Origin of the sequence: Virgibacillus dokdonensis (assembly GCF_900166595.1) — a bacterium.
Taxonomy (GTDB): Bacteria; Bacillota; Bacilli; order Bacillales; family Amphibacillaceae; genus Virgibacillus; species Virgibacillus dokdonensis.
Map to the genome: position 1 here is coordinate 1 of NZ_LT745751.1, position 19,963 is coordinate 19,963.

The window sequence follows — 19,963 nt, forward strand, 5'->3', positions numbered from 1 at the left end:
TTCGGATAGTGCAAGCGAAGACTTTTAAGGAAACAGCCAAGCAGTTTGGCGTCTCCGTATCGACCGTCATGCGCAGATTTGACCGTTTGGCCGTAAAGGAAATGTCAGAGGTTCAAGAATTGCCAAAGGTGATTGCCATCGATGAATACAAGGGAGATACAAAGGCAGGAAAATATCAATTGATTATTGCTGATGGAGAGACCAAGGAACCGATTGATATTTTGCCAAACCGAAAAAAGAAGACCCTCAAGGATTATCTCCAAAAACATGGAACCAATGTGGATGTAGTCATTATGGACATGAGTCCTTCTTTTAAGGCAGCTGTCCAAAAGGCATTGGGGAAACCGGTTATTGTAGCCGATCGTTTTCATTTTTGTCGTTATATCTATTGGGCTCTTGACGGAGTCAGAAGAAGAATCCAATCTGAATGGAATGATTATGACCGTAAAAAATGTAAAAGGATGCGCTATGTGTTTTATAAAGACAGTGCAAAGCTAACCGAAAAGGAACGCTGGTATTTGGACAGGTATCTTGGGATGGATGAAGAACTTCGCAGGGCTTACGAATTGAAAGAGTCCTACTGCTTTTGGTTCAAGCAAGCCAAGGAAAATGGACAGGTTAAGATCAAAGAAACGAAACAAGGATTATTGGATTTTTACAGGAAGGTAGAACAAGAGGGTCTCCCTGAATTTGAGAAGGCTATCCGTACATTCAAGAACTGGCAGACAGAGGTATTAAACAGCTTTTTATTTGATTACTCAAATGGTTTTTTGGAGGGAATTAATAACCTAACGAAAGTCATGAAGAGGAACGCCTTTGGATTCAGGAACTTCCTAAGGGCAAGAGCAAGAATACTTCTTTTACATAAGTATAAAAAAATTGGAAGTCATGTTGGGTAGGGTGAGATTGCATCTCACTCCACCCCAACATTTGACATAGAACCAGAAAGACTTGGCTAGAGCCAAGTTCTTTCTATGCGAGATAAGAAAGTATAAAATGAGTGACTCGTGTATAATAACACAACGGAATAAGTCACGTCTGGCTCCAGCGCCCAGCAACTAGGCAACTTCACGAATCGCCCTACGATAAGTCATCATTGGTTCGTACTAAATAGGAAGGCCGACTAAAGACGGGCTTGCCGGAGGGCGCCGGCATACTCCTGTTGCAGGAGCATGATTCCTAAAACTTCCGTTGATTCGTTCCAGTCGCTAGGTTGCTAAACGGGCGCTTGCGCCTTTGTTCCGTAGCCGTCTACAACAAGATCAAGCTTTCCTGTTTCAGGGTCCATTACTAGGCCGTGAACAGGCACTGAATCAGGCATTAGCGGGTGGTTTCCAATTGTGGATACACTATGTCTTACACTATCTTCCACACTATCAAACCCTCGAAAGAAACGGTTGAAATCAACACCTGAATATTGTAATGTATCCAATGTTTCTTGAGAGATGCCGCGATGCTTTACTTTTTCTAACGTTTGCTCTGCTTTTACACTGGCCATGCCACAATCATGATGCCCAACAACATAAATTTCATCTACTTCAAGCTCATAGACACCGACTAAAATACTGCGCATAATACTTCCGAACGGGTGGGAAACAAGCGCTCCTGCAGTTTTAAGTATTTTTGCATCGCCATTAGAGATGTTCATTGCTTTTGGTAGTAGTTCTACAAGCCTTGTATCCATGCAAGAGAGAATAAGGACATGCTTATTAGGAAACTTACTGCTTTGATAGCTTTCATACTCCTTTTTCTCTACAAAATCTTTATTATGCGTTAAGATTTCTCCTAAAAGATTCATATACAAAACCCCTTTTTAGTAAATATAAAAGCTGTTAGCTTGCTGTTTAATATTTAGCTTTTAAAGAAAACTCTATCAACCTTTAAAAGCTAAATTGTTTCAATATATTTATTATATCGGAAAAATTGGCATTTCGCATATTCATTTGTAAAAAAGTCTGTCTTAAGTTTCTCCCGATATAGATATAGCCTCTATATTCTCAGCACGCTATTTATGTACATTTTTATTGGTTTATAGTGCAATAATTGTTTAAAAAACGTACAGGCGTAAGTGATCGCGGCGGAAAAACACTACGCTTTCCAGAGGATTGCGCCATAGCCTCCTCGTTAGAAAAGCTTGGCTTGTCACGACGAAAGCTTTTGTTTTACATAAACGAAAAAACCTTATACTTTCCTATAGTGGAAAAAGCAGTTCGCTTTTTTTCTGCGGGCCTCCCCACTGCATATTCGCTCTTATTTAGCCATTAGCAAATAATTCAATGTTTGCTTTCACTTTATGTAACGCTATGGTTCACATTTCCCCCTTAAATAGAGTATAATTAGAAAGAGATTTTAAAGGAGAATCATATCATGAGCTATCAAGCTTTATATCGCGTTTGGCGTCCAACGGTTTTTGCAGATGTCGTTGGGCAAGCCCATATTACCCGCACATTGCAAAATGCGATTGTACAGGAGAAATTCTCTCATGCTTATTTATTCTCTGGACCAAGAGGGACAGGAAAAACAAGTGCTGCGAAGATTTTTGCCAAAACAATCAACTGTGAGCATTCTCCTGTAAAGGAGCCATGTAACGAATGTGCAGCTTGTAAAGGAATTCAAAATGGATCGATTTCCGATGTGATTGAAATTGATGCGGCTTCCAATACAAGTGTTGAGGATATAAGAGAGATTAGAGAAAATGTAAAATATGCTTCTAGCCAAGTGCCGTACAAAGTATATATCATTGATGAGGTACACATGATATCGGTAAGTGCTTTTAACGCCTTACTGAAAACGCTGGAAGAACCACCAAGTCATGTCGTCTTTATCTTAGCAACGACCGAGCCACATAAAATCCCCCTTACGATTTTATCCAGATGTCAGCGGTTTGATTTTAAACCGATCTCCAATCCTTCTATCGTAGAGCGATTGCAAACGATTGTGGAAGCTGAGAGAGTGACAGTTTCTAAAGAAGCTTTGGACACGGTGGCACTAGCTGCTGAAGGTGGAATGCGTGATGCGTTAAGTATTCTTGATCAAGCTATTTCTTACAGTGATGATGCGGTAGAATTAGAAGACGTCTTAGCAGTTACAGGTGGTGTCTCGCAACATACTTTAACAAATATTATTAGCCATATGCATGAAAAAAATGTGCAACAAGCGGTAATGGATTTAAATGAATTAATTCAAAAAGGAAAAGATCCTGCTCGCTTCGTTTATGATATGATTTATTTTTTACGTGACCTGCTGTTATACAAAAGTGCTCCGACATTAGAAAAATTATTAGAACGGGCGCGCGTTGATGAAGCTTTTCAATCATTAGCAGATACGATATCCGACCATTGGATTCAAGAGGCAATGGCACAGTTAAATCAATGTCAGCAAGAAATAAAATGGACGAATAGCCCAAAAGTTTATATCGAAATTGCTATATTGACAATAGCAAATGGTATACAGGAACAAGGCGCGACTGATTCGATAGCAAGCTCTGATACGATAATGAAGCTTACATCAAAACTTGGAAAACTGGAGAAGGAAGTAAAGCAATTAAAGGATAATCCTGTCGTACCAATGCAAACAACACCACAACGTGAAAACAGAAGGACTCCAAATCGAACCGCAAAAAATACGTACAAAGTGCCTTTTGAACGGATTCGACATGTACTAGGTGAAGCTGAAAAAACAGCTTTAAAACAAGTTCACGCTCAATGGGGAACATTTTTAGGACAATTGAAAAAAGCAAGTGCTCCTGCACACGCTACTATCCAGGATAGTAAACCTGCAGCGGCGTCTGACCAAGCACTTGTCGTAGCGTTTAAGTATGAAATTCATTGTTCTTTGTTCTTAGATAATCAGGAAATGGTGGAATCTGTTTTAACTTCTGTGTTAGGAAAAAACTTGACCATCATACCGATTCCAGAGAAAGATTGGGTAGAATTGCGCAATGAATATGTTGCCAAACAAGAAAAAACATCATCCAAAGAGGAAGCTGTTGAGGATCCAGTAGTTACGGAAGCGCAGAAGCTATTTGGTGATGATATAATAGAAATTCATGATTAATACGATTACATTTTCTAAAGGAGGTATTTTCCATGAAGGGAAATATGAATAACATGATGAAGCAAATGCAAAAAATGCAAAAGAAAATGATGAAAGCACAGGATGAATTGCATGAAATGACGTTCGAAGCATCTGCTGGCGGTGGCATGGTTACAGTAGTTGCTAATGGAAAAAAAGAAATAACCGATGTACAAATAAAAGAAGAGGTTATTGATCCTGATGACGCTGAAATGCTTCAAGACCTTATTTTAGCAGCAACAAATGATGTATTAAAGCAAATAGATGATAAGACAAATGATACAATGGGACAATTCACGAAAGGTTTAAATATGCCTGGGATGTTCTAATTCTAGGAGGCACATAAATGTATTATCCAGAACCGATTTCTAAACTGATCGATAGTTTTACTAAATTGCCAGGTATCGGCCCGAAAACGGCCGCCCGTCTGGCTTTCTTTGTACTAAATATGCAAGAAGATGACGTCTTGGATTTTGCAAATTCATTGGTAAATGCAAAACGCGAGTTGACACATTGTTCTGTTTGCGGACATATTACCGATCAGGACCCTTGTGCGATCTGTCAAGACACATCGAGAGATCAATCTGTTATTTGTGTCGTTCAAGATCCGAAAGACGTCATCGCTATGGAAAAAATGAAAGAATTTCATGGAAAATACCATGTATTAAATGGTGTTATTTCGCCAATGGACGGTATTGGACCAGAAGATATTAATGTTCCTGGTTTAATTCAACGCTTAAAGGATGAAGAAGTAGAAGAGTTAATTCTTGCTACAAATCCCAATATTGAAGGGGAAGCAACCGCGATGTATATTTCTAGGCTTGTAAAACCGTCAGGCATTCGTACTACACGTATTGCTCATGGCTTACCAGTAGGCGGTGATTTGGAATATGCAGATGAAGTTACACTTTCCAAAGCATTGGAAGGCAGAAGAGATGTGTAGGAATTAGGTGGATACATGGCTAAGAAAATAAAGAAAAGAGATGTAGATAGGGAGTTATTAAATACACTAAAAGAATTGGAACTAGAATGGAAGCAAATAGAATCCATCGTCTCTAGAAGTGTGGAGTTCACGCTAGAAGGAAATTATTGGGAGAGAGTTGCTCGAGCTAAATATATGTATTTGCTCAAAGAAGCACGACACCGTAAATTACGTGCAGACTTCCATTAGCGCTTTTTAGAGAAAACCTTGGTGATAAGTTGCATTTTTCTAAAACAAAACAATAGCAGTTTTTCAAAGACAAGACGAAGAAGAGCTTGTCTTTTTTATACAAAAATTTGTAAAGTTGCTGCAGTTTATTATAATTTCGCTTGAGTTTCATGAAAAGTCGCTGAAGTTTACAAATATCCACGAATTGCTACTGTTTTTTTATTAATTTGGCTTGCACTATATATGAAAGCATAAGATTTTTTTGGTTTATAGTAGAAGTAAAACGAAGACTTTTTGCCATAAATAGTTGGTGATAAGCCTTCGTTTTTCTCATCAAGCTTCCATCGGACAGGTTCTTTTTTCTTTTGTATATACATACATAATAGGGAGGGTGCAGAAAATTTGTGAACGTTTAAGAAAAAAGAGGTGATGAATTTGAGTTCGACAGTAGTCATATCTATTATGGTGGGGCTAATCATCCTGTTGCTACTAGTAGGTACACCTGTAAAATTCATGCGTGTGATTGGACAAACGACTGTGAAATTAGGGATTGGTGTTTTGCTGTTATTCTTTATTAATGTATTCGGTGGCGCAATAGGTTTACACATTCCGATCAATTTATTTACGGCTGTCGTATCCGGTTTTCTCGGTATATTTGGAATAGCATCTTTATCAGCTATTCACTTATTTATTATTTCTTAAAAAACTAGTTACAACCCCATGCAAAAAGTTTCAAAGATTCTCGTATATAATTCATTAGATTAGGAGATGCTAATGAATATGGAGGTGGGGTTATGAAACAGCGAACTATATATGAGCGTTGTGGCATTTGTGAAGAGGAAAAGAAGGATGGCATTCATTTATATACCATGTTTATTTGTTGTGAGTGTGAGCATAATATGATTTACACAGAACCGAGAGAAGAAAAATATAACTATTATGTACGTAAATTAAAAAATATTACGAAACCAAAACTATATTCCTAGTTTAAAAAGTCTTTGCATGCAAAGGCTTTTTTTCACGATAGGAAAGTATAAAATGAGGTGCTAGGGGATAGCGAAATAACGGAATAGCGACGACCGGCTCCATCGCCCAGCAACGAGGCGACTTCACTCCATTGCCCTAAGCTAAGTAATCATCGGTTCGTCCCTAAGAGGAAGGCCGACTAAAAACGGGCTTGCCGCCCGACGTCGGCATACGCCTGTTTAGTGGCATGATTCCTACATCTTTAGTTGATGCGTTCCACTCGCTATGTTGCTAAACAGGCGCCTTGAGCCTTTGTTCCTATAGGAAAGCGTAGGGTGGTTCCGCAGCATTCTATTTATTTGTTTTCGTAAAATTATATTCAAATTCCTGTTGAATATATAGTGATTATAGCAATGTTAAAAAACTTTCCATATACTTTCTAAGAAACTTGCTATGCTCTATGAATATGTTAAGCTATATAAAAGCAATTTAGCTATAGTTAATATGCTTGACGGCCAAAAATGACATACATAAACATTAGGAGTTACTATAATGAAACAGCAACATGTACCTTTATATGATGCATTAGAACAATTCAAAGGAAAGCAACCGACATCGTTTCATGTACCTGGGCATAAAAATGGACATATATTTCCTAATGAAGCAAGAGAAGTTTTTCAATCTATTTTACAAATAGATATGACAGAATTAACGGAATTAGATGATTTACATGCGCCAACAGGGGTCATTGCTGATGCAGAAAAATTGGCAGCCGATTTCTTTCAAACGGAAAAGACTTTTTTTCTAGTTGGCGGTAGTACAGTAGGTAATTTAGCGATGATTTTAGCTGTCTGTAAACAAGGCGATACGGTTATCGTACAACGCAACTGCCATAAATCGATTATGAATGGCTTAGAATTAAGCGGAGCAAAGCCTGTGTTCATCGCACCACAATATGATGAAAACGTCCGTCGATATACACAGCCTTCGTTTTCTGTGCTCCAGGAAGCTTTAAATCAATACCCACATGCGAAGGCGGTTATTCTCACTTACCCAGATTATTTTGGTAAAGCGTACGACCTTCGACAATTCATTGAACAAATTCATGCTTTTGATATCCCTGTATTAGTAGATGAAGCGCATGGGGTGCACTTTTCCCTTGGAGAAAACTTCCCCCCTTCTGCTCTACATCAAGGCGCTGATGTCGTCGTCCAATCTGCGCATAAAATGGCACCGGCAATGACGATGAGTTCCTACTTACATTATAATTCAAGAAGGATTTCAAAAGAACGAATAGCCCACTTTTTACAAATGCTCCAGTCAAGTAGTCCGTCATACCCGTTATTAGCTTCCTTGGATTTGGCCCGTTATTATTTGGCAACGATGCAACGGAAAACGATGGCAGAGGTGCTTGCAAGTGCACAAGAAGTGAAGTGTATTTTTGCGCAGTCCCCTTACTGGGAGCTTATAGCAAGTGATGACCCGTTAAAAATAACGCTTCATGTAAAAGCAGGGATTGTTGCAAAAGAAGTAGCCAACCTGTTAGAGAAACAGCAAATATACCCAGAGCTTGTAACAGAAAATCAAATTTTATTGATACATGGGTTAGCTCCTTTTAAAGGTGTAGCAAATGTAAGAAAAGCACTGAAAACCGTGAATGACCAATTAAAAAATCAAAGAAAGCATGATACAATAGACGTAGAATATGATATCCCTGCTCTTATTCAAGAATTGCAGTTATCTTATGAAGTGATGAATCGCTCGACTGTCACGTGTATACCCCTGTCAGATGCAGCGGATTATATTGCGGCAGAAGCAATTATTCCGTATCCTCCAGGAATTGCTTTTATTCTAAAAGGAGAAAGAATAACCAAAGCACATATTAAAAAGATACAGCAAATGAAAGAGCTGGGGATACGAATACAACAACGACATACGAATAGCATCTATGTTTTTGCAGAAATAGAAGAAGGGGAAGAATAACATTGGGCGGATATTTTATCACATTTGAAGGTGGCGAGGGAGCTGGAAAGACTACCGTTTTGCACACCGTTACAGAAAAGTTAAGGCAAAATGGGTATGATGTACTTGCCACTCGTGAGCCAGGCGGAATTAAAATTTCCGAGAAGATAAGACAAATCATATTAGATCCGCTCCACACAGAGATGGAAGAGCATACGGAAGCTTTACTTTATGCGGCTGCAAGAAGCCAGCATTTTGCAGAAAAAATTGTACCGGCTTTAAAAAAAGGCAAAATCGTGCTATGCGATCGGTTTATAGATTCCAGCCTTGTTTATCAAGGCTATGCTCGAGGACTAGGAATGGATGAAGTATTAAAAATTAACCAGTTTGCGGTTGGCGATTGTATGCCAGATCTAACATTATTTTTTGACATGGAGCCAAAAAAAGGATTAGAACGGATAGCGGCGAATAAAGATAGAGAACAAAACCGGCTAGATTTAGAAAACCTAGCATTTCACGAACAGGTGCATCAAGCTTATCATATACTTACAGAAAGATTTTCAGAAAGAATTCAAACCATTGATGCTGCTCAGAAGCTGGAAACTGTGGAACAGGAATCCTTGGATCGTATTCTATCTTTATTAAAGAAATAAAAAGGAGCTGGTAAGGGTGAAATTACTTATCGCAGTGGTTCAGGATAAAGACGCTAACCGTCTGGTGGATGCATTGGGAGAAGAAAACTTTAAAACGACCAAACTTGCTACTACTGGCGGATTTTTGAAAGAAGGAAATACGACATTAATGATCGGTTGTGAGGATGATTATGTCGATGATGCATTAAAGATCATTAAAGATAATTGCTCTCATCGCGAACAAATGGTTGCTCCTATTTCTCCAATGGGTGGTAATGCCGATTCGTATATTCCAAAACCTGTAAAAGTAGAAGTTGGCGGAGCAACTGTGTTTATTTTACCAATTGAATCATTTTTTCAATTTTAGAAAAGAAAAGGGGCTGAAAGTATGAAAATAAGTCAAGAAGTTAGAACACAACCAGAAATGCATATTCCGCAATCGAATAGTGAGGGGAATCGTGGATTTCAAAAATTGCTTCAGTCCCAATCTACATCTATCAATCAGCAAGAGTTGCAAGTAATTGTAAAAAATATTTCTTTACAAGGAGAAAGGTTGGCTCGCTTCCGTTCGTTTCAGGACCTTGCCAAATTCAAACGGCTTGTAAAGGGATTTTTACGAGAAACGGTAGGTAGTGGTCTCCGTTTACAAAAGTCCCAGAGCTTTAGTATTCATGGCAACAATCGGCAGTTAGCCATTGTAAAGCAAATTGACGATAAGCTCATGCAATTAACGGAAGATATGATGAATCAAGAGAAGAAATCTGTAGACTTACTTGGCTTAATTGGCGAGATAAAAGGTCTATTAGTTAACCTATATACGTAATCGCAAGGCGAAGGGGATACATATGGAAACATGGTCAGAGGTTGCTCATGTACAACCGTTAGCAAGCAAAATTATTATAAACAGTATGAAAAAAGACCGGATTTCTCATGCGTATTTACTTCAAGGAGAACGAGGGACTGGTAAAAGAGCAATTGCTACACTGATAGCAAAAGGGTTATTTTGTGAGAAAAACGAAATAGCTGACCCGTGTTTAGAATGTAATACATGTAAGCGTATTGCATCTGGCAATCATCCAGATGTGCACTGGATTGAACCAGATGATAAATCAATTAAAATAGAGCAAATTCGAAACTTACAAAAGGAATTCACGTATTCGGGCATGGAGTCTGATCAAAAAGTATATATTATAGATGGCGCGGAAACATTGACAGTGAATGCGGCGAATCGAATTTTGAAATTTTTGGAAGAACCAAATAAAAAAACAACCGCTATTATGCTCACAGAGAATAGCCAAGCTATTCTTCCGACCATTCGCTCTAGATGTCAAGTAATTGATTTACGCCCCCTTCATCCAGGTGAATTTCAACAGCAATTAATCGAAAAGGGGTTAGATCAGCGCAGTGCGATATTGATAAGTGCCATGACGAATAATTTACAAGAAGCGATTGATAAAAGTCATGACGAGTCGTTTGCCACAGCACGGCGGATAGTGATACAATTAGTTGAAATACTTTTAACCAATCCTCAAGATGTTTACTTATTTATTCATCAGCATTGGGTGACTCATTTCAAAGAACGAAATGAACAGGAAGAAGGATTGGATCTCTTGCTTTTTGCCATAAAAGATATTCTTTATTACCAAATAGAACACGAAGCTGGGATGGTATTTTTCGCCCCTTCTGATGAATTGCTGAAAAAAGCAGCTATGTATTTTTCGCAAGAGAAGTTATTAGCAAGTTTACAGGCTGTCTTACAAGCAAAGCGAAAATTGAAGCAAAATGTTCATCCTACCTTAGTGATTGAACAGCTTACACTTCAAATGCAGAGGTGATAGGGAATGATAGAAGTCATTGGCGTCCGCTTTAAAAAAGCGGGTAAAATATATTATTTTGATCCAGGAGGAGAGTCGATTTCACTAGATAGTTATGTTATTGTAGAGACGATACGTGGCATAGAGTTTGGTAAAGTGGTAATTACAAATAAACGTGTCGATGAAGAGGATATCGTCCTACCTTTAAAGAAGGTTCTTCGTGTAGCGACGGATAAGGATAAATTAACCGTTTTAGAAAATCAAGAGCAATCGCAAAAAGCTTTAGACGCATGCACGGAAAAAATTCAACAACATGACTTAGATATGAATTTAGTGGAAGTGGAATATACATTTGATCGTAACAAAATCATATTTTATTTTACAGCAGATGGCCGAGTAGATTTTAGAAATTTAGTAAAAGATCTTGCGGCCATGTTTAAAACGCGTATTGAATTGCGCCAAATCGGGGTTCGTGACGAGGCGAAAATGCTAGGTGGAATAGGCCCTTGTGGTAGGATGCTCTGTTGCTCTACTTTTTTAGGTGATTTTGAACCAGTATCTATTAAAATGGCGAAAGATCAAAATCTATCATTGAACCCGGCTAAAATTTCTGGATTATGTGGTAGGTTAATGTGCTGTTTGAAATATGAGAATGACGATTATGAGACAGCCAAACGTGAATTACCAGACATAGGAGAAAGAATGGATACACCCTTTGGAAGCGGTAAAGTAGTTGGCTTAAACATCCTAGAACGACTCATCCAAATTGAGATCCCTGGGAAAGAAAGGGTTATCGAATATACGTTAGACGAACTAATTAATGAAGGAATTTTAGCGCAAGCCACAGAATAACGGGGTGAGTAGCGTGAAGAATAGGCAAATATTTGATCAGGTTTTAGATATGGAAAAACAAATAGGCGAGTTGTACGAGCAGTTAGGTGATTTGAAAGGAAAGTTAAGTGATTTATTAGAAGAAAATCATCGGCTATCTATGGAAAATCATCATTTACGCAGTCATTTAGATCATACGAATCATGATGCTGAAGCGACAAATAGTGCCAAGCAAAAGGAAAAGAGTTTCCCTGGCGAAGGTTATGATAATTTAGCACGCTTATATGAAGAAGGATTTCATATTTGTAATCTGGAGTTTGGCAGTCCACGACGAAATGAAGATTGCATTTTTTGCTTAGACTTTCTTAATAAGACGAAATAACATAAACAAATGATATTCCTCGATAGACAGAGGAAACCTACTTTTGCTGCCTGTATTTTAGGCAGCTTTTCTTCTTTAGTATCAACTATTGCTGCAAGACCCAACGCTGACCTTGGTAGAATAACGTGATTGTCATTTGTTTATGCGCTAAATCTGCCATTATTTTAGAGGTATGAATCATTCAGGTTTAGGTCTATGATGTTTGTAAAGACATCACCTAAGGGGCAATACTGAATCATTCGTGAATGAAAAAAATCCACTTTAGAAGTTGAAGAGAGGATAGATTGATGGTTGAACTATATCATAATGAAAGATTGGATTATTTATTAGCAGAGCAAGGGATGCAAATCATCCAAAGCCCTGAGGTGTTTTCATTTTCTTTAGATGCTGTTTTATTAGCTTATTTTGCATATGTGCCAATCAAACGAGGAAAAATCCTTGACTTATGTACTGGAAATGGCGTTATTCCATTATTATTATCAAGAAAAACGGGAGCAGAAATTACTGGGGTAGAACTTCAAGAAAGAATATTCCAAATGGCTGAAAGAAGTGTGACTTTGAATGGGTTAACGGAACAAATAAACATACTTCATGCGGATTTAAATCATTTGCAGCCATTGCTTCAACAGAGTAGTTTTGATGTAATTACTTGTAATCCACCCTATTTTCCAACACCACTTTCTTCAGAACACAATGAAAATCCGCATTTAACGATCGCAAGGCATGAAGTTTATTGTACGTTGGAAGATGTGGTAAAAGCTTGTAAATTATATGTTCGTCCTGGTGGAAAGGTAGCCATGGTACATCGACCGGGAAGGATAGTGGATATTATTCATTTATTTCGTCAATATAAACTAGAGCCAAAGCGTTTACAATTTGTTTATCCTAAACAAGGTCGTGAAGCAAATATGTTATTAGTGGAAGGAACTAGAGATGGTAAGCCAGATCTGAAAATTTTGCCTCCACTTTATATTTATGATGAAAATGGTGATTATACAAAAGAAGCAAAGGATATTATTTATGGAAAATAAACATACTGTCTATATCTTAAGTTGTAAAGATCGCTCGCTTTATACGGGATATACAAATAATTTAGAACGCAGACTGAAATTGCATTTAGAGGGCAAAGGCGCAAAATATACACGAGGGCGAGGTCCATTTCAAGTCGTCTATGTGGAACATTTTGAGACCAAAGAGGAAGCAATGAAGAAAGAGTATGCCATTAAGCAGTTACCGAGAAAAGAAAAATGGAAATTAATTAGGGGAAATGGCAATCTGAAAGAAGTGATAAAATATGAACCTACAGAACAGTTTTGACAAAGAAGGCGCAGCTGTTTACGTTGTACCTACACCAATTGGTAATTTAGAAGATATTACGTATCGCGCATTAACGACACTTCAGTCTGTATCTGTCATTGCTGCGGAGGATACGAGAAATACAAAAAATTTACTACGTCATTTTGAAATAACGACGCCGTTAATTAGCTATCATGAACATAATAAATTAGCTCGAGAAGAGCAGTTGTTATCTGAGCTAGAGCAAGGGGAATCCATTGCACTAGTAAGTGATGCTGGTATGCCAGCTATTTCTGACCCAGGACAAGAAATCATACAAGCTGCTATTAAGCAAGATATACCTGTTATTGTTTTACCAGGTGCGAATGCAGCACTATGTGCATTAGTTGGCTCTGGATTGCCTACGAGTGAATTTTATTTTTATGGATTTTTACCACGTAAGAAAAAAGAGAAAGTATTGGAGTTAGAGCGACTTGCCCCGCTGCAGGCTACGTTGCTGTTTTATGAATCACCTTATCGCTTGCGGGAATCGTTACAAGCAATGCGAAATGTATTTGGTAATCGACAAGTTGCATTTGCGAGAGAATTGACCAAGCGTTTTGAATCTTACTTACGTGGAACGCTTGATGAAGTGATTGCCCATGTAGATAAAGCTACAGTAAAAGGGGAATGCTGCATTGTATTAGAAGGAGCCACTGAAATAGAACAGCAAGATACTTTATGGTGGAGCAATTTAACGATCATAGAGCATGTGGAACATTATTTACAGGAAGAAGCTTTATCGAGCAAGGATGCCATTAAGCGTGTTGCGCAGGACAGGCAATTACCAAAGCGAGAAGTATATCAAAATTATCATGTAAGATAACAAAAATCTTCAAGCTGTAGGGGGGGAGAAAGTGCCTCTACGGTTTGAAGATTTTCTTGTACGATAGGAAATTGGATCTATTGTATAAGCCTAACGAAGTTTTCATGGTAAGGAGCAGGTAAAAAAGCGAGTTTTGTAATGAAAAGCAATAGCTATTACCTAAAAAATATGTAATAAAAAAAAGACCTGCCGTGCAATGCAAGCGTCAGGCCTTTTTAAGACTTATTTATTCAGTCTAGATTCTATTTCTTGTAAAAGTTGTTGTGCGCCTTCTTGGCTTAGCACAATTTTGCCATTTGCTAGTGAAAGATTATCATCGGATACCTCGCCAGTAAGATGACATGTCATGTTTGGTTTATACTTCTTTAGTATGATTTTGTCGTTTTCCACGTAGATTTCCATTGCATCTTTTTCTTGGATTTCCAGCGTTCGCCGAAGTTCCATCGGGATTACTACACGGCCAAGCTCATCAACTTTGCGTACAATTCCGGTAGATTTCAAATTACTTCCCCCCTATGCTTTCGAAAAACGGGACTGCCTTTGTAACGAACATGTCAACGTTCTTCAAAATTAATAAACTACTAAAAAAATCGCCATAATTCGACATCGTTCTAAGCAATAGAATACCAGTGTTTCTTTTTTCTGTCAATAATTATTTACCAGAAAATTAAATAATTTGGTTGCTTTTAAAAAAACTGTCATGACAGCTTTCTACATGATAGGAAAGTATAACATTTCGAGCTTACGGTATAAGCCCGATTTTACTAGTTAGATAAGAAAGTATAAAGTGAGGTGCTAGTAGATAACGAAAAAACCGAATAGCTACGTCCGTATCCATTGCGCAGCAACGAGGTGACTTTACTCCATTACCCTAAGCTAAGTCACCATCGGTTCGTCCCTAAGAGGAAGGCCGACTGAAAACGGGCTTGCCGTCCGACGTCCGCATACGCCTGTTTTAGTGGCATGATTCCTAAATCTTTCGTTGATTCGTTCCATTCATTATTGTAAACGGCGCCTAGGGTACAATAGATGTTTCTTATATTGTGTTGATACGCTCTTTATACGCTAAGAAGTATATTATTTTACCTTTTGCCCAATAAAGAAGGAGATAAGTCAAGTAATTGAAGATTCCCTTTATCTTAATTTCAAAATATAATTTATATAATTCGACTTTACATTCTCTTTTTAAATATGTAAAGTAATTAACACTCTATTTGGCAAATAAGCTTATAAAAGCTACAATAGTAATAGCTTAGAAAGGGTGTTAGGCAATGCATAAGGAGGAAAGAAGATGTCAAATAATGAAAACACATTTTATATAACTACACCAATTTATTACCCTAGTGGTAATTTGCATATTGGGCATGCATATTCAACAGTTGCCGGAGATGCAATGGCTCGATATAAACGGTTACGTGGTTTTGATGTGATGTATTTAACAGGAACAGATGAGCACGGACAAAAAATACAGAAGAAAGCTACTGAAAATGGCGTCTCACCACAGGAATATGTCGATCACATTGTGGATGGAATTCAAAAGCTATGGAAAAAACTAAAAATATCTAATGATGATTTTATCCGTACGACAGAAGAGCGTCATAAAAAAATTGTCGCTCAAATCTTTGATCAACTTGTTAAACAAGGTGACATTTATTTAGATGAATATGAAGGCTGGTACTGTACGTCTTGTGAATCTTTTTTTACGGAACGTCAACTAGATGATAGTCGTTGCCCAGATTGCGGTGGTCCAGTTGAGAAAGTGAAGGAAGAATCCTACTTCTTTAAAATGAGCAAGTATGTCGACCGTCTTGTTCAGTTTTATGAGGACAATCCAACTTTTATTCAACCTGAAAGTCGTAAAAATGAAATGCTAAATAATTTCATTAAACCAGGACTAGAGGATTTAGCTGTTTCTCGGACGACCTTTGATTGGGGGATTAAAGTTCCTGGTGATCCAAAACATGTTATTTATGTATGGATTGATGCCTTAACGAACTACATAACGGCATTAGGATATGGAACAGAGGATGACACAAAATATCAAAAATATTGGCCGGCAGATGTGCATTTAATGAGTAAAGAAATTGTACGTTTCCATACTATTTATTGGCCAATTATGTTAATGGCGCTAGATCTTCCGTTACCGAAAAAGGTGTTTGCACATGGTTGGATTTTAATGAAGGATGGAAAAATGTCGAAATCAAAAGGCAATGTGATTGACCCAGTTCAATTAATTGATCGTTATGGTTTAGATGCGCTTCGTTATTATTTGTTACGGGAAGTTCCTTTTGGATCAGATGGTGTATTTACGCCAGAAGGATTCGTAGAGCGGACGAATTATGATCTTGCAAATGATTTAGGTAACTTGTTAAATCGTACCGTTGCCATGATTAATAAGTATTTTGCCGGTAAAATGCCAGCATATCGAGCCTCAGAAACAGAATTCGATAGCGCATTAGAAGCGTTTGGCAAACAAACGATAGAAAAAGTGGAAGCAGCAATGGAGGAGATGCAGTTTTCTGTAGCATTAGGAGCTATATGGCAACTAATTAGTCGTACAAATAAATATATTGATGAGACAGAGCCGTGGATGTTGGCAAAGGATGATGCTAACAAAGAACGACTAGGAAATGTCATGGCGCATTTGGCTGAGTATTTACGTAAGGCAGCTGTTATGCTACAGCCATTTCTGACAGAGGCTCCAGCTGAGATTTTCCGTCAGCTTGGTATAACAGAGGACAAGCTAAAAGAATGGAATAGTCTTTATGAAGAAGGGCATATTACAGCAGAACGTATGGTTGTAAGTAAAGGCAAGCCAATTTTCCCACGTTTAGATGCAAAAGATGAAATACAAGCTATTAAAGCAATGATGAATCCACCTAAAACAAAGGAAGAAAAGGTGGAAGATAAGGCAGAAAAAGAACAAATTGTGTTTGATGATTTTATGAAAATTGATATGCGTGTCGCAGAAATATTACAAGCTGAGCCCGTAAAGAAAGCAGATAAGTTATTGAAACTACAGTTAGATTTAGGAACAGAGAAGCGCCAAGTTATCTCAGGCATTGCTGAACATTACAAATCTGAAGAATTAGTTGGCAAAAAGGTCATCTGTGTAACGAATTTGAAGCCTGTTACATTACGTGGAGAAAAATCTGAAGGAATGATTCTCTCTGGAGAGGATGCGACCGGGAAGCTATCTTTAGCTTCTGTGGAGAACTCTCTTCCGAATGGTTCCGTTGTAAAATAGAGGATATAAAAAGACCAATCTCAGGTAGAGTTTGGTCTTTTCCTCACATAAGAAAGTATAACATTTTGGTTTATATTTAAAAAAAACGACGGCGTTTTCCGCATAAGTTTTGATGAAAATCCAAATTTGTCTAAAGTCGTTAAGGAGATGAAAGAATTGTTATTTGATACCCATGTTCATTTAAATGCAAGAAATTTTTTTGAAGATCGTGACGAAATCATTCAACGAGCTTTTGATGCTGAAGTAACACATATGGTGGTCGTCGGTTTTGATCGCGCTACTATTCCACTAGCAATCGAAATTGCAGAACAGTATGAAACCATATATGCAGCTGTAGGTTGGCACCCTGTAGATGCGGTGGATATGACAGAGCAGGAGTTGGAATGGATAGAAGAGTTATCATCTCATCCGAAAGTAGTAGCACTTGGAGAAATGGGATTGGATTATCATTGGGATAAGTCACCGAAAGATGTGCAAAAAGAAGTGTTCCGTAAACAAATTCGGCTAGCAAAGAAACTCCAAATGCCGATTATTATTCATAATCGTGAAGCAACGGAAGATATTATTGCGATTTTACAGGAAGAGCAGGCGGCATCAGTAGGCGGGATCATGCATTGCTATAATGATTCGGTAGATTATATACAGGATTGCCTGGATATGAATTTTTACATTTCTTTAGGAGGACCTGTAACATTTAAAAATGCGACATTACCAAAAGAAGTTGCCGTTAAAGTTCCGTTAGATCGATTATTAATTGAGACCGATGCGCCGTTTTTGGCTCCACATCCATATCGAGGGAAAAGGAATGAACCTGCATATGTAACATTAGTTGCTGAAAAAATTGCAGCGTTACGTGGGATGAGTTTGGAAGAAGTCGGGGAAATAACTACAAAAAATGCACATACGCTCTTCCGTTTATCATAAATATATTATGCTGAACAAGTCTAAACAGAAGGTACCAGCAGCTAGAAAATAATTGGATATAACTGGTAATTAAAGGGCGGCGTGCCACCGATTAAAGCTGCTTTGATTTTAGTGGGGGTTGTCATAAAATTGAATTAATTTGTTAAAAAATAGGAAAAACAAGGCAAAAAGAGAAGCGGCTAAGTAAAGCTCCGTCTCTCTTTTTGCCTTGTTTTATTAGTAGATTAATCCCATATACATCAAGGCTTTTAGGCTTCTGTAGGTTATCTATAAACGCGCACTAATCATTGTGTAATGGAATTGTAATGCAAACGTAATCGGAATGGCTTTGACTTTACATAGTCCTGTTAATATAATCATAGTTGCATGAAAAAGGGAGGCAAAAGCATGCGAAAGGTATCAAAGTTAATGCCTGCATCGACAATGAAACTGGTTTTATCTTTTATTGGGATTTTAGCACTTATTACTTTTTCCGGATTCATTGTATTTGATGCGACAAAGGCAGAAATCGTCATTCATAAAGATGGCGAAGAACAAACGGTAAAGACACATCAAAACACCGTAGAAGAAGCGCTAGCAGAAGCAGGCATTCAGGTTGGCGAGCATGATTACTTGTCCCACAGCATGGACGATTCCATTAAAGACGGAATGGAAATCAGCTATAAGCAAGCGAAGCAAGTGTTCGTGACAGTGAATGGGAAACAGACAGACTATTATACAACAGCAAATACGATAGATAAATTTTTGCAAGAGAATGACCTGTCGTACCATGAGCGTGACAATGTATCTTTTGCTAAAGGTGATAAAATTACAGATGGATTACACTTAGAAATTGACCAAGCATATGAGATTACAATAAACGACGGTACAGATGAAAAGCACGTGTGGACGACTGGTGGAACAGTAGCAGAAGTGCTTAAAGAATCCAATGTAAAAGTGGATAAAGATAGCGATGATAAAGTGAAGCCTAGTTTAAGTAAACAAGTTACAAAAGATACTGTTATTTCAGTTGTTCGTGTTGATAAAGAAAGAGACGAGGTAACGGAAGCGCTCGCATTTGACACAGAGGAAAGAGAAGACAGTGATCTCGCAAAAGGCGAGGAAAAGGTTGTAACTAAAGGTAAAGCTGGTAAAGTAAAGAAGATTTACGAAATAGTAACAGAAAACGGAAAAGAAATAGATAGAAAATTAATTAGTAAAGAGATTATTGAAGAAAGTGAAAATCAAGTTGTTGCAATTGGAACGAAAGAACCGCAACAGAAACAAAATTTAGTTACATTATCCAACAAACAACCAAAATCAAAACATAAAACAAACGGTTCACCTGTTCCTGGTAAAAAGCAAAAAGGTTCAGGAAAAACGTTTACAATGTCAGCAAGCGCGTATACTGCTAGCTGTAACGGATGTTCTGGATTCACTACTACAGGGATTGATTTAAACGCTAATCCCAATCGAAAAGTAATTGCTGTTGATCCAAGCGTTATTCCTTTAGGCTCAAGAGTTTGGGTGCAAGGATACGGAGAAGCAATTGCTGGAGATACGGGTGGTCATATTGTTGGAAATCGAATTGATGTACACGTTCCTTCCAAAAAGGCTGCTTATCGTTGGGGTGTGAAAACCGTAACTGTGAAAGTGCTTAATTAGTAATGTTTATACCTATTTGAAGACACGATGAAAATGGTTTCGATTATCAAGGATGATAATCGAAACCATTTTTTTGTTAGAAGATAAGAAAATAAAATGAGGTGCTTGGCGATAAGCCAAGTTTTCTAAGGTGATTTTATTTTATCTTCTTTTTCCGTTTCCATCACGTCTATAAC

At 37.9% G+C, this 19,963-nt stretch carries 22 protein-coding genes; 20 read left to right on the plus strand and 2 right to left on the minus strand.

Annotated features, from left to right (window positions below):
• The coding region (locus B2C77_RS00070) for an ISL3 family transposase (RefSeq protein ID WP_077701766.1) at positions 1-899 on the plus strand (899 nt) is incomplete at its 5' end.
• Positions 900-1,216: 317 nt separating this feature from the next.
• Here B2C77_RS00070 and B2C77_RS00075 read toward each other — a convergent pair.
• Positions 1,217-1,798 carry a beta-class carbonic anhydrase gene (locus tag B2C77_RS00075; RefSeq protein ID WP_077701767.1) on the minus strand — a complete coding sequence of 194 codons (582 nt, stop codon included), beginning with the start codon at positions 1,796-1,798 and terminating at the stop codon, positions 1,217-1,219.
• Between the two features lie 569 nt (positions 1,799-2,367).
• Between B2C77_RS00075 and dnaX the strand changes: the two genes are divergently transcribed.
• The 16 genes from dnaX (at position 2,368) to rsmI (ending at position 13,972) form a co-directional block, all read left to right on the plus strand.
• The gene (dnaX, locus tag B2C77_RS00080; RefSeq protein WP_077701768.1) at positions 2,368-4,056 is read left to right on the plus strand and encodes a DNA polymerase III subunit gamma/tau; all 1,689 of its coding nucleotides are present in this window, start codon (positions 2,368-2,370) and stop codon (positions 4,054-4,056) included.
• Positions 4,057-4,088: 32 nt separating this feature from the next.
• Entirely contained in the window at positions 4,089-4,403 is a 315-nt protein-coding gene (locus B2C77_RS00085; RefSeq protein WP_050350515.1) for a YbaB/EbfC family nucleoid-associated protein, read from the plus strand.
• A 17-nt stretch (positions 4,404-4,420) separates the two neighbouring features.
• Positions 4,421-5,017: a recombination mediator RecR gene (gene recR / locus B2C77_RS00090; RefSeq protein ID WP_073011599.1), complete on the plus strand. Its 597-nt coding sequence runs from the start codon at positions 4,421-4,423 to the stop codon at positions 5,015-5,017.
• A gap of 15 nt (positions 5,018-5,032) precedes the next feature.
• A complete protein-coding gene (locus B2C77_RS00095) occupies positions 5,033-5,245 on the plus strand; it encodes a DUF2508 family protein (RefSeq protein ID WP_077701769.1) in 213 nt (70 codons plus the stop codon).
• Positions 5,246-5,659: 414 nt separating this feature from the next.
• Entirely contained in the window at positions 5,660-5,926 is a 267-nt protein-coding gene (locus tag B2C77_RS00100; RefSeq protein WP_077701770.1) for a pro-sigmaK processing inhibitor BofA family protein, read from the plus strand.
• A gap of 92 nt (positions 5,927-6,018) precedes the next feature.
• Positions 6,019-6,210, plus strand: coding sequence for a sigma factor G inhibitor Gin (locus B2C77_RS00105; RefSeq protein ID WP_073011588.1), 192 nt, complete (start codon positions 6,019-6,021; stop codon positions 6,208-6,210).
• A gap of 532 nt (positions 6,211-6,742) precedes the next feature.
• Positions 6,743-8,173 carry an aminotransferase class I/II-fold pyridoxal phosphate-dependent enzyme gene (locus B2C77_RS00110; RefSeq protein WP_077701771.1) on the plus strand — a complete coding sequence of 477 codons (1,431 nt, stop codon included), beginning with the start codon at positions 6,743-6,745 and terminating at the stop codon, positions 8,171-8,173.
• A gap of 2 nt (positions 8,174-8,175) precedes the next feature.
• Positions 8,176-8,805: a dTMP kinase gene (gene tmk, locus B2C77_RS00115; RefSeq protein WP_077701772.1), complete on the plus strand. Its 630-nt coding sequence runs from the start codon at positions 8,176-8,178 to the stop codon at positions 8,803-8,805.
• 16 nt (positions 8,806-8,821) lie between these two features.
• A complete protein-coding gene (darA, locus tag B2C77_RS00120) occupies positions 8,822-9,151 on the plus strand; it encodes a cyclic di-AMP receptor DarA (RefSeq protein ID WP_073011581.1) in 330 nt (109 codons plus the stop codon).
• A 21-nt stretch (positions 9,152-9,172) separates the two neighbouring features.
• Positions 9,173-9,607 (plus strand): YaaR family protein, encoded by a 435-nt coding sequence (locus B2C77_RS00125; protein WP_077701773.1) that lies wholly within the window; start codon positions 9,173-9,175, stop codon positions 9,605-9,607.
• Between the two features lie 22 nt (positions 9,608-9,629).
• The gene (gene holB, locus B2C77_RS00130) at positions 9,630-10,619 is read left to right on the plus strand and encodes a DNA polymerase III subunit delta' (RefSeq protein WP_077701774.1); all 990 of its coding nucleotides are present in this window, start codon (positions 9,630-9,632) and stop codon (positions 10,617-10,619) included.
• Between the two features lie 6 nt (positions 10,620-10,625).
• Positions 10,626-11,450 (plus strand): PSP1 domain-containing protein, encoded by an 825-nt coding sequence (locus B2C77_RS00135; protein ID WP_077701775.1) that lies wholly within the window; start codon positions 10,626-10,628, stop codon positions 11,448-11,450.
• Between the two features lie 13 nt (positions 11,451-11,463).
• Positions 11,464-11,811, plus strand: coding sequence for a DNA replication initiation control protein YabA (yabA, locus tag B2C77_RS00140; RefSeq protein WP_073011568.1), 348 nt, complete (start codon positions 11,464-11,466; stop codon positions 11,809-11,811).
• A 287-nt stretch (positions 11,812-12,098) separates the two neighbouring features.
• Positions 12,099-12,842, plus strand: a complete 744-nt coding sequence (locus B2C77_RS00145; RefSeq protein WP_077701776.1) for a tRNA1(Val) (adenine(37)-N6)-methyltransferase — start codon at positions 12,099-12,101, stop codon at positions 12,840-12,842.
• The gene (locus B2C77_RS00150; RefSeq protein ID WP_077701777.1) at positions 12,832-13,128 is read left to right on the plus strand and encodes a GIY-YIG nuclease family protein; all 297 of its coding nucleotides are present in this window, start codon (positions 12,832-12,834) and stop codon (positions 13,126-13,128) included. The genes B2C77_RS00145 and B2C77_RS00150 overlap by 11 nt, the downstream gene beginning before the upstream one ends.
• Positions 13,106-13,972: a 16S rRNA (cytidine(1402)-2'-O)-methyltransferase gene (gene rsmI / locus B2C77_RS00155; RefSeq protein WP_077701778.1), complete on the plus strand. Its 867-nt coding sequence runs from the start codon at positions 13,106-13,108 to the stop codon at positions 13,970-13,972. The genes B2C77_RS00150 and rsmI overlap by 23 nt, the downstream gene beginning before the upstream one ends.
• A 222-nt stretch (positions 13,973-14,194) precedes the next feature.
• Here the strand turns inward: rsmI and abrB are convergent, their stop codons facing one another.
• Positions 14,195-14,473 (minus strand): transition state genes transcriptional regulator AbrB, encoded by a 279-nt coding sequence (abrB, locus tag B2C77_RS00160; protein WP_073011557.1) that lies wholly within the window; start codon positions 14,471-14,473, stop codon positions 14,195-14,197.
• Between the two features lie 790 nt (positions 14,474-15,263).
• Between abrB and metG the strand changes: the two genes are divergently transcribed.
• The 3 genes from metG (at position 15,264) to B2C77_RS00175 (ending at position 19,787) form a co-directional block, all read left to right on the plus strand.
• Positions 15,264-17,219 (plus strand): methionine--tRNA ligase, encoded by a 1,956-nt coding sequence (gene metG / locus B2C77_RS00165; protein ID WP_077701779.1) that lies wholly within the window; start codon positions 15,264-15,266, stop codon positions 17,217-17,219.
• Positions 17,220-17,375: 156 nt separating this feature from the next.
• On the plus strand, positions 17,376-18,143 hold the full coding sequence (locus B2C77_RS00170; RefSeq protein WP_077701780.1) for a TatD family hydrolase: 768 nt from the start codon (positions 17,376-17,378) through the stop codon (positions 18,141-18,143).
• 387 nt (positions 18,144-18,530) lie between these two features.
• Positions 18,531-19,787: a resuscitation-promoting factor gene (locus B2C77_RS00175; RefSeq protein WP_077701781.1), complete on the plus strand. Its 1,257-nt coding sequence runs from the start codon at positions 18,531-18,533 to the stop codon at positions 19,785-19,787.
• Positions 19,788-19,963 lie beyond the last annotated feature (176 nt).